This window comes from Kitasatospora sp. NPDC057512 (assembly GCF_042802135.1).
Taxonomy (GTDB): domain Bacteria; phylum Actinomycetota; class Actinomycetes; order Streptomycetales; family Streptomycetaceae; genus Kitasatospora.
Genome location: NZ_JBHVET010000025.1, coordinates 18,035 through 27,859, shown reverse-complemented (window position 1 = coordinate 27,859; position 9,825 = coordinate 18,035). Strand labels below are relative to the sequence as shown.

The following is a 9,825-nucleotide window of genomic DNA, read 5'->3' as shown; positions in this document are numbered from 1 at the left end:
CTTCGCCGCCGTCGAGCTCCTCCCCGGCGACGCCGCCGGGGCGACCTCCGACCGCGGCGTCACCGCCGCCGACCTTGCCGCCCGCCGCACCGCCCTCGGGCTCGACCGCCCGGTCGCGGAACGCTTCTGGGACTGGATGACCGGCCTGCCCACCGGCGACCTCGGCACCACCGCGCGCGGCCAGCACGTCACCGACGTCCTCGCCGGCCCCTTCCCCAACACCCTGCTGCTCGGCACCCTGGCCCTCGCCCTGAGCACCATCGGCGCCCTCGCCCTGGGCAGTTGGGCCGCGCTGCGCCCCGGCGGGCGCACCGACCGGGCCATCGACGCGCTCTCCACCGCCGCGTTCGCCCTGCCGGAGTTCGTCGTCTCCGTCGCCCTGCTGCTCCTGCTGTCCCAGTGGACCGGCTGGCTGCCCGCCGTCACCCTCACCGGCCCCGACGGCGCCCCCGAATCGTGGACGATGCTCGTCCTGCCGCTGCTCTCCCTGGCCGTCCCCCAGATCGGCTGGAACACCCGCATCGTGCGCGGCGCCCTCGCCGACCAGGCCGCGCTGCCGCACGTCCAGGCCGCCGTCCTCGACGGGCTGCCGCGCCGGCGCGTCCTCGGCCACCACATGCTCCCCGGCGCGCTGCCCGCCATCGCCGTCGGCATCGCCACCTCCGCCGGCATGCTGCTGGGCGGCACCGTCGTCGTCGAGACCCTCTTCAACTACCCCGGCATCGGCGCCGTCCTGGCCGGAGCCATCACCGACCGCGACACCCCGCTCATCGCCGGAGTCGTGGCCGCGGCCGGCGCCGCCATCAGCCTGCTCCTGCTGCTGGCCGACCTCGTCCGCACCACCGCCCTCGGAGAGGAGCGCCGATGACCGCCGACGCCCCGACAGCAGCGGCCCCCGCGCCCGCGCCCGCCACCGCCCCCGCCACCAGGCGCACGGCGCGCGCGCTCGTCCGCGCCGTCCCTGCGCTGCTCCTCGTCGTCCTCGCCCTCGCCGGGCCGTTCCTGGCGCCCCACCCGATCGATACCCCGGTCACCTTCCCGTACGCCGGGGCCGGCGCCGACGCACCGCTCGGCGGCGACCAGCTCGGCCGCGACGTCCTCAGCCGCCTGCTGACCGGCGGCGCGCCCCTGATCGCCACCGCCCTGGCCATCGCCGGCGTCGTCACCGCGGCCGCCACCGCCCTCGGCATCCTCGCCGCCCTGCGGCCCCGGCTGGGCCGGTGGATCGAACGCCTCGCCGACCTGACGATCCTCCTTCCCTCCGTCCTCGCCATCATGCTCATCGCCCTGGCCTGGCCCGCCGGGGGACGCCTGGCCGTCGCGGCCGCCGCCGTCCTCCTGGGCATCCCGTACGCGGTGCGCATCGTCGCCGCCGCGGCCGCCCCCATCGCCGCCACCGGCTACATCGAGGCGGCGGCCGCGGGCGGCGAACGGCTGGGACACCTGATGCTCCGCGAGGTCCTGCCCAACCTGCGCTCCACCCTGCTCGCGCTGTTCGGCCTGCGCTTCGTCGAAGGCGTCTACATCGTCTCCGTCGCCGCGTTCCTCCAACTCGGCCCCCAACCACCCGAAGCCGACTGGGCGCTGATGATCCGCGAGAACGCCGCGGGCATCACCCTCAACCCCTGGGCGGTCGGCGCGCCCTGCCTGGCCATCGGCCTGCTCGCCATCAGCGTCAACCTCGCCGCCGAAGCCCTCGCCCCGGCCCGGCCCACCCCGGAGACCCCGCTGTGAGCACCCCCGCTGTGAACACCCCCGCTGTGAACACCCCCGCCGTGCGCATCCCCGCCCCGGCCGCCCGCGCCACCGGCCTGACCGTCATGCTCGGGGACACGCCCCTGCTCACCGACGCCGACCTCGCCCTCGTCCCGGGCCGCGTCCACGCCATCACCGGCCCCTCCGGCGCCGGCAAGACCACCCTGCTGCGCGCCCTCGTCGGAGCGCTCCCGCCCGGCGCCCGCGTCAGCGCCGGAACCGTCGACGTCCTCGGCCGGGACATCCTCGCCCTGCCGCCCGAGGAACTGCGCCGCCTCCGCCGCCACCGGCTCGCCTTCGTCGGCCAGGACCCCGGCTCGGGCCTCAACCCGAGGATGCGCGTCGAGCGCCTCGTCACCGAGACCGCCGCCGACCGCCGCGGCACCTCCGTACCCGAACTGCTGCGCACCGTCCGCCTGCCCGCCGACGAGCGCCTCGAACACCGCCGCACCGCGGGGCTGTCCGGCGGCCAGCAGCGGCGGGTCGCCCTCGCCCGGGCCCTCGCCCGTCGGCCGGAGATCCTCCTGCTCGACGAACCCACCGCCGGTCTCGACGCCGCCCTGCGCGACGACATCGCCGAACTGCTGCGCTCCATCGCCGAGCGCGAGGGCATCGCCGTCGCCTTCACCAGCCACGACCCCGACTTCGTGGCCCGCTGCGCCGACGAGGCCCTCGCCCTGTGGCCCGCGCAGGCCCCGCCGTCCCCGCCGTCCCCGCCGTCCGCGCCGTCCCCGCCGTCCGCGTCGGCCCGCCCGGTGACGGTGGTGGCCGAGAGCGGGCCCCGGCCCACCGAGGGCGGCGGCCCCGTGCTGAGCGTGCGGGCGCTCGGCGCCCACGCGGGCAGCGGCCGCACCCGGCGCACCGTCCTCGCGGACGTCGACCTCGACCTGACCCCGGGCACCCTCACCGGAATCGTCGGCTCGTCAGGCTGCGGCAAGACCACCCTGGTCCGCACCCTCGCCGGACTCCACACGCCCGACACCGGCACCCTCACGCTCCACGACCGGCCGCTGGCCGCCTCCTACCGGCGCCGCACCCGCGACCAGCGCCGCCGCATCCAGCTCGTCCCGCAGAACCCCCTGGGCGCACTCAACCCGGCCCGTACCGTCGGCGCCACCCTCACCCGGCCGCTGACGCTGCACTTCGCCCTGCCTGCCGCCCGGTGCGAGCAGCGCGTCGCCGAACTGCTCGACGCCGTCGGCCTGCCCGCGCACTACGCGGCCCGCCACCCCCACGAGCTCTCCGGCGGGCAGCGCCAGCGGGTCTCCCTGGCCCGCGCGCTGGCCGCCGAACCCGACGTGCTGCTCTGCGACGAGGTCACCTCGGCCCTCGACGCCGACACCGCCGCCGCGCTCATGGACCTCCTCGACGGCCTGCGGACCGGTCGGGGCCTGGCGGTGGTCCTGGTCAGCCACGACCTTCCGCTGGTCACCGGCCGCGCCGACCAGGTCCTGCCCCTCGGGGGGCCGCTGCCCGCACCGCCGGTCGGCAAACAGCCCGCGGGCAGCGTGCGCTGACCCGGCGCCGGTCACGGCGCCCCGTTCACCGGCCGCGCGCGGCCCTCTCGGGGCTCGCGGCGCCGTCCTGCTCGACGACCCACCTCCGGCGCTGTCCGCCGGTCAGCACCCAGCGGGGGCCCGGCCACGCGGGCGTACGGCGTCCCGCGCCGCGGCCGGCCGCCGCGCACACCCGCCGCAGCAGGGAGTTGAGCTCGGCGCGCTGGCCCTTCGTCAACGGGGCGAGCAGGTCCTCCTGGACGGCGGAGGCGTCCTCGTGCAGCACGTCCAGCGCCGCCTGCCCGGCCGGGGTGATCGTCAGCACCTCCTGCCGTCCGCCGATGTGGACGACCATGGAGTGCACCAGGCCCGCCGACAGCAGGTCGTCCAGTGCCTGGGCGGCGTCGGTCCCGGTCGCGGCGGCGCGCTCGACGAGGTCGTGGCGCCCGTGCGGCCCCAGCTGGGCGAGTGCGGACAGCAGCGTCTGGTGGGCGCGGCCCATCCCGCGCGAGTCGAGGCGCCCGGCCAGCAGGCCGTCGACCGCCCGGCCGGCCGTCGACAGGAGGTAGACGGTCTGTTCGAAGGGGCTCGTCGACCCCGTCCTCCCGTCGTACACACCAGGTCCAATCGTCCGGGAAGGCCACCGTGCCGGCGGCGCCCGCAGGGGAGTACCGGGCCCCGGGACCGGGTGGACACGGTCTCCGATCGCCGACGGACGGCTGACCGTCGACGGACGACGGCGGCACGGCCCGCGCGGGCAAGCCGAGGCTCACCATACCCGGGCCCGAACAGTTGGTCTACATCGATGTCGTCAAACGGTGCCGTGCGCCAGCAGGGCCCGGGCGGCGTACTCGACGTACTCGTGCAGCCCGTAGGCCAGGCCCACGCCGAGCAGGGCCGCGACCGCGACGGTCGCGAGCAGGGCGACGGCGGCCCGCGCGCGCTGCCCGGTCGGTCGGGCGGGCGCGGGGCCCAGGAGCGCCTGGACGCGCTGGGGCACCGGCCCGGAGCTCACCGACAGCAGCGGCCCCGGGACCGGGCGGGCGGACGGCGATCCGGCCAGGGCGGCCCGGGCGATGGCGGTCGCGGCGGTGCGCCGGTCGGCGACCGCGCGGGCGGCCTGCTCGTCGGCCCACCGCTCCAGGTGGTAGTCGAGGTCGCTACCCAGCCGGCCCAGCGCGGGGTGGACGGCGGCGGCGAGGTCGACAGCGGCCGAGAGCAGGTGGTGGCGGCCCCTCAGGTGGGCGCGCTCGTGGGCGAGCAGCACCGCCCGCTCCGTCGGCCCCAGCGCGCGGAGCATGCCGGCCGAGACGACGACCCGGCCGGGGCGCCCCCGGTGGGCGGGCAGGGCGAAGGCCTCCGCGTCCTCGCCCGCGACCACGAGCAGGTCGCCGTCGCTCGTCGCGCCGTCGGTCAGGTCCCAGGCGCGGGCGAGCAGCGCGCGCTGCCTCCGCCACCGCCGCCCCAGCCGTACGGCCTGGACGGCCAGCAGCACGCCGGCGGCGCCGGACACCGGCAGCACGGCGGGCCACCGGGCGAGGACGCGGGACAGCGGCAGGTGCTCCAGGCCCGCCAGGAACGGGACGTGGAACAGGCCGACGAGGGCCGCGACGGTGCCGCCCGCCAGCAGGACGGCCGCGCCGGCGAGGGTGAACGAGGCCTCGCGCGGCGGAAGCAGGACCGCCAGGCGGCGGGCCGCCGGCACCGCGGCCCAGGGGACCAGCAGGGCCAGGGCGACGAGCACCAGGACCAGGCTCATGCGTCGTCCTTGCGTTCGGTGGCGGCTTCCGCCGTGGCCTCGCCCTCCGGCCGGGCGTCGAGGAGCAGGCGGCGCAGGACGTCCTCGTCGTCCTCGGAGAGTGAGGAGACGAACCGCTTCAGCACCAGGTCGCGCTGGGGCTCCTTCTCCAGCTCCCGGCGCATCCGCCCGGCGGCCAGTCCGGCGGCGTCCTCCACGGGGGCGTAGGCGAAGGACCGCCCGGGGCGGCTGCGGACCAGGGTGCCCTTCTCGTGCAGGCGGGTGAGGATCGTCGCCACGGTGGTGCGGGCCAGCCCCTGGTCGAGGGTCTCCTTGACCTGCTGGGCGGTCAGCGGCTCGCCGGCCGCCCACAGCACCGCCAGCACGTCCGCGACCAGCTCCCCGTGCGGACGTCTGGCGTCCCGACCGCCACCCAGCATCTCCACTCCCGTTCTCGCGGCTCTCCGGCGGGCACACCGGAACGGGCCGTGCGACGCCGGGGTCCGTGCTCCGCGCCGCCGCTGCCCGCGCCGAGGGCGACGCGCCCGCGATGTTAGGTGTGCCTCAGCTAACTTTACGGGCCGCTGACACCGCGCTGCCCGGAGGACCGCCTTCGACGGTCCTCCGGGGTCGAGCGACTGCGCTCCGACCGCCGCCCCTCGGCGGGCTGACGTCCGTCGGCGGCGGAAACGGTGGAGCGGGTGGTTGGAGCCGCGGGCCCCGGCCGCCCGTCCGCCGGTGGGGTCAGTCGGGGCCGGTGGTGAGGAGGAGGTCGCTGACGCGGTCGGGGCCGGAGGCGACGGTGACCCGGTAGAGGCCCGGGCGGGGGAGGGTGACGGCGGCGACCAGGGTCGCGTCGCTGAGGAGCAGTCGGGGCGTGGCGACGGTCGCCCCGGTGGCCTCGTCGGTGATGCGGCAGACGGCGTCGCCCGGTGACGCGCCGTGCACCATGAGCGGCCAGGGCTGGCCCGGGGCGGTCGTCTCGGGGAGGGACAGGCCGAGGCCCGGGCGCTGGAGGGCGTCGGTGACCGGGCGGGGCCGGACGGCGGCCGGCCGCCGCCCGGTGAGGACGGACCGGACGAGCTCCAGGACCCGCGGATCGGAGCAGAGGGTGCCGTGCCGGCCGGACACGAACAGCACGGCGTTCGAGGCGGAGGGCGCGGCGGCGTCGCGCGGGACGAGGCCGTCCCCGCCACGGTCCCAGCGGACGACCTCACCGGTATCGCTCCGGTACGGGCGGCCGTCGTCGTGGGTGCGCGGTGCCGTCAGCACCGGTTCGAGGCCGTCCCCGGCCAACCGTAGCCCCTGGACGGTCGGTTGGCCGATGCCGACCACGGCGCGGGTGCGCGGGAGGAAGGCCGCGCGGGACTCCGCCGCCCGTGCCGCCATGGCGGCGGCGGCGAGCTCCGGGTCGCCGCCGAGGTGGAGGACGTCGTCGAGGTGCAGCCGGCGCAGCCCGTCGTCGGTCTCGACGCAGCGGAAGGTCGGCAGCAGGTCGTACACCCCCGGCAGGGTGGCGGCCGGCCCGGACAGTGGGCGCGGCAGGAACCGTCGGCGGCCGCCCAGCATCCCGGCGACCGCGGGGGTGCCGTGGAAGGGCGTGGCGATGGTGAGCAGGTCGCGGGTGAGCGCCGCCAGCCGGGAGTCGGCCGCCAGCGCCGCCCGGGCGACGAGCCCGCCGGTGGAGTGGGCGACGAAGACCAGCCGGGGCTCCTCGTCGGACGCCCCCGCCCGGCGGCGGTGCGGGCTCACGCGCCAGTCCGCCAGGTGGCGGTGGGCGGCCCCGGCCAGCAGCCGCGCGTTCACCTCGGCGGAGAGCCGCCAGTCGTAGGGGAACGGCAGAACCGCGTCCTCGTGGAGGACGGTGGCGTGCAGGGCGTCCAGCAGGGGTTGGTAGGTCTCCAGGCCGCCGAGCGTCGAGAGCCAGGCCGGGGCGCGCAGCAGGCCGTCGGGGCGCAGTCGGCCGGTCGCCCCCGCCCGCTCGTCGGGGGTGACGCGCAGCGAGGAGTCGTCGGTGAGGCTCAGCCGGAGGAGGGTGGTGGGTCTGAGGTCGCCCCAGACGCGCCGGCCGGTCTCGGTGTCGAGGAGTGAACTGCCCATGTGGCCGGGGAGGAGGACGACGGCGTCGTGGGTGACGTCGCGGGCGGGGGCGGAGGGCGCGGCGAAGTCCACCTCGTGCCGGAGGTTCTGCACCACCGCGTCGTTCAGGGCCTCGGCGTACTTGCCTCCTTCGCCGATGTAGGTGTGGACGGCGTCGCCGAAGTCCACGCTGGTGGCGGCGGGTTCGGGGTCGGCGGTGTCGGTCGCGGGGAGCGGGACGTCGATGCCGGTGGTCCGGATGAAGTCCTGGAGCTCCTCCGCGGTGAGGGCCTCACGGAGGGCGGCGGTCCCTCCGTCGGAGAGGTCGACGCCGGAATTCTGGGCGGTATAGGCGACCAATTCGGGCGCATCGTCGCCGAGTTCGGTGGCGATGATGCGGATGAGTTCAGGGTTTCGAGTGATGTCGTGCGGGTTCAGATCACTGACGAGCGAGAGTGTACGAGTACGGAGCTGTCGGGCGTCAGGTGAGTCGAGAGAGCCGCCTTTTCTGTGCAGGCCCAGGAGGGCTGCCATGATCCCGAGGGTGATCACCGTGTCCTGAAGGTCCTCTGCCGCGAGCAGGGCCCGGTTGAGCAGGTCGTGGGCGGAGCCGAAGTCCCCACGGCTCGCGGCGCCTTGGGAACGCAGGATGAACAGGACCGAGGTGGTGGTCGGGTCGGGCTCGGTGGCGAGCATGAGGTCGGCCAGGGTATCCACCTCGTCCCAACGGTGCAGGGCGGCCAGGGCCTTGATGCGCAACGCGGAGGCCTGGACATGAGGTCGTTCCCGGAGGAGTGCCAACACCTCCTCCGGGCGGTCGTCCACGAGGAACTGGTCTCCGGCGCGCCTTGCCTGCCGGGCCCAGGTCTCGTCGTCGGCCTGCGCCCGGAGTTCGGCGGGGGCGATGTTCCCCAGCTGCTCGGCGAGGTAGACCCGCGAGCGGGGCGGCAGCTCCTCGTCGGCCTCCTCCAGCAGCCGGCCCGCCTCCTCCTCCCACCGGGCGTCGAGGGTCGCGGTCGGCTCGCCCAGGGCCAGCCGGTGGTACAGCTCCTCGACCCGGTCGCCGTCGTTCTCGTAGTGGGCGACCGCCCGGCGGTGGATCAGCTCCACGACCTCGGCGTGGTCGCGACGGAGCAGTGGCAGCATGACGGCGCGGACGTCGGTCCGGTGGCGGACCGCGTCCTGGCCCGGCACCTCCTCGACGAGGGAGACCTCGTCCCGGAAGCGGTCGAAGAGGTCCCACGCGCGCTCCTCGTCCACGGCGCCGAGTCCGCACGGCTCGGCCAGGACGTGGCGGATGACCTCCGGCGTGACCTTCCGGACGATCAGGCCGGGGCTGGCGATGCGGCGCAGGTCGTGGTCCTCCAGGTGGTCGAGGATGCGCCGGTACAGCACGCCCTGGACGGTCTCGGCCTCCAGCTTCCGCCGGAGCTGGTGGTGCAGCGCCGGGTCCCGCAGGGCGTCGGCCTCGCGGCGGAGCAGGGCGGCGGCCAGCTTGAGGTTGAGCGGGCTCCGGCCGACGGTGTCGGTGACCAGGTCGAGTTCCTCGTCGGTGCGCCCGGCGAGTTCGGCGACCTGGCGGCGCAGGTAGCGGCGGGCCGTCGGCGGGTCGAAGCCTTCCAGCGGGAGGGACCGGAAGCGGGGGTCGTCGACGGGCGCGCGGCCGGCGGCGATCACGCGCAGGTTCGGGCAGCTCCACCGCAGGTCGTCCAGGGCGTGCAGCAGGCGGCGCAGGGCGTACTGGCCGCGCCGCTGCACCCGCTCGAAGGTGTCGAGGACGAGCAGCGGCGCCCGGCCGCCGTGGTCGGCCCCGAAGGCCGCCAGGAAGACGCCGACCTGGTGGAGCAGCACGTCGGTGTCGTGGCGGCCTGAGGTCCGGCGCCCGGAGGAGGAGCTGCGGTCCCGCTCCGACCGGAGGTCGGCGGCGACGGTGCGGCGGAGGGAGGCCTCCAGGGCGTCGGCCCGCTCGCGCATGGCCGGTGCCAGCAGGGCGACCTGGCGGACGGCCTCGACCAGGACGGTGAGCGGGCGTTCCGGCGCCAGCTCGGGACGCTCGAAGGTGAGGTAGACGTGGGCGACGGGGGCCGGTCCGGCGCGGTCCAGGAGGAAGCGCGACAGCAGCGTGGACTTGCCGACCCCGCCCGGCCCGTGCACCAGGAGCCAGGGGGAGTAGCCGCTCCTGGCGTCCGTGTAGGCGGCCAGCGTGCCGAGTTCGAACTCCCGTCCGGTGAAGCTCTCGTCGGCGAGCGCCTGGAGCGGCTGCAGCAGCCGGGCCCGCTTGAGGTGGTGCTGCACCTCGTCGGCGGACGGCAGTTCCAGTCCGCGGTCGGCGAGGGCGGCCCGGGCGCGGGGGGCGTCGCGGAACCAGCCGACCACGGTGAGGGCCGCGTACAGCTCGTCGAAGTCCTGTTCCTCCAGCGGCGGGGTCCGTGCGGCGAGGAACCGTTCGGCCCAGTCGCGTGCGGCGTCGCCCTCCGTACGGGGCGCGGTGGTGAGGGTGGCCAGCAGGCGTTCCGGGCGGCCCAGGGTCTCGATGGTGTGGGTGCGGACCTCGGGGGCGAGCCGCCAGCGGCGGCCGTCCCGGGTGGTGACCCGTTCGCAGTCCTGGAGGAGGAAGTCCCGCAGGGAGGCGTCGGGTTCGGCCGGGTCCGCGCCCGGCGTGGTCGCCGCCAGGCTCTCGGCGGTGAACGCGCCCAGCAGGACGGTCCGTTCGCGGTAGTCGGAGTCGGCGTCGGGCATCGTGAGAGTCTCGGTCAC

The 9,825-nt window shown here is 76.4% G+C and carries 7 protein-coding genes; 3 read left to right on the top strand and 4 right to left on the bottom strand.

All coding sequences use genetic code 11. From position 1 onward, the window contains the following. The 3 genes from ACFU6K_RS03635 to ACFU6K_RS03625 form a co-directional block, all read left to right on the top strand. Nucleotides 1-868: ABC transporter permease (locus tag ACFU6K_RS03635; protein WP_380660669.1), on the top strand; the 868-nt coding region annotated here is incomplete at its 5' end. Next, on the top strand, nt 865-1,734 hold the full coding sequence (locus ACFU6K_RS03630) for an ABC transporter permease (protein WP_380660668.1): 870 nt from the start codon (nt 865-867) through the stop codon (nt 1,732-1,734). The genes ACFU6K_RS03635 and ACFU6K_RS03630, both read left to right, overlap by 4 nt. Continuing rightward, nucleotides 1,731-3,272 carry an ABC transporter ATP-binding protein gene (locus ACFU6K_RS03625; RefSeq protein WP_380660667.1) on the top strand — a complete coding sequence of 514 codons (1,542 nt, stop codon included), beginning with the start codon at nt 1,731-1,733 and terminating at the stop codon, nt 3,270-3,272. The genes ACFU6K_RS03630 and ACFU6K_RS03625 overlap by 4 nt, the downstream gene beginning before the upstream one ends. Nucleotides 3,273-3,297: 25 nt before the next feature. Here the strand turns inward: ACFU6K_RS03625 and ACFU6K_RS03620 are convergent, their stop codons facing one another. The 4 genes from ACFU6K_RS03620 to ACFU6K_RS03605 all read right to left on the bottom strand — a co-directional run bounded on the left by ACFU6K_RS03620 (nt 3,298) and on the right by ACFU6K_RS03605 (nt 9,825). Further along, a complete protein-coding gene (locus tag ACFU6K_RS03620) occupies nt 3,298-3,867 on the bottom strand; it encodes a MarR family winged helix-turn-helix transcriptional regulator (RefSeq protein ID WP_380660666.1) in 570 nt (189 codons plus the stop codon). 195 nt (nt 3,868-4,062) lie between these two features. Beyond that, nucleotides 4,063-5,010 carry a M48 family metalloprotease gene (locus ACFU6K_RS03615; RefSeq protein WP_380660665.1) on the bottom strand — a complete coding sequence of 316 codons (948 nt, stop codon included), beginning with the start codon at nt 5,008-5,010 and terminating at the stop codon, nt 4,063-4,065. Continuing rightward, on the bottom strand, nt 5,007-5,429 hold the full coding sequence (locus tag ACFU6K_RS03610) for a BlaI/MecI/CopY family transcriptional regulator (protein ID WP_380660664.1): 423 nt from the start codon (nt 5,427-5,429) through the stop codon (nt 5,007-5,009). The genes ACFU6K_RS03615 and ACFU6K_RS03610 overlap by 4 nt, the downstream gene beginning before the upstream one ends. Nucleotides 5,430-5,733: 304 nt before the next feature. Next, nucleotides 5,734-9,825, bottom strand: a complete 4,092-nt coding sequence (locus ACFU6K_RS03605) for an AAA family ATPase (RefSeq protein WP_380660663.1) — start codon at nt 9,823-9,825, stop codon at nt 5,734-5,736.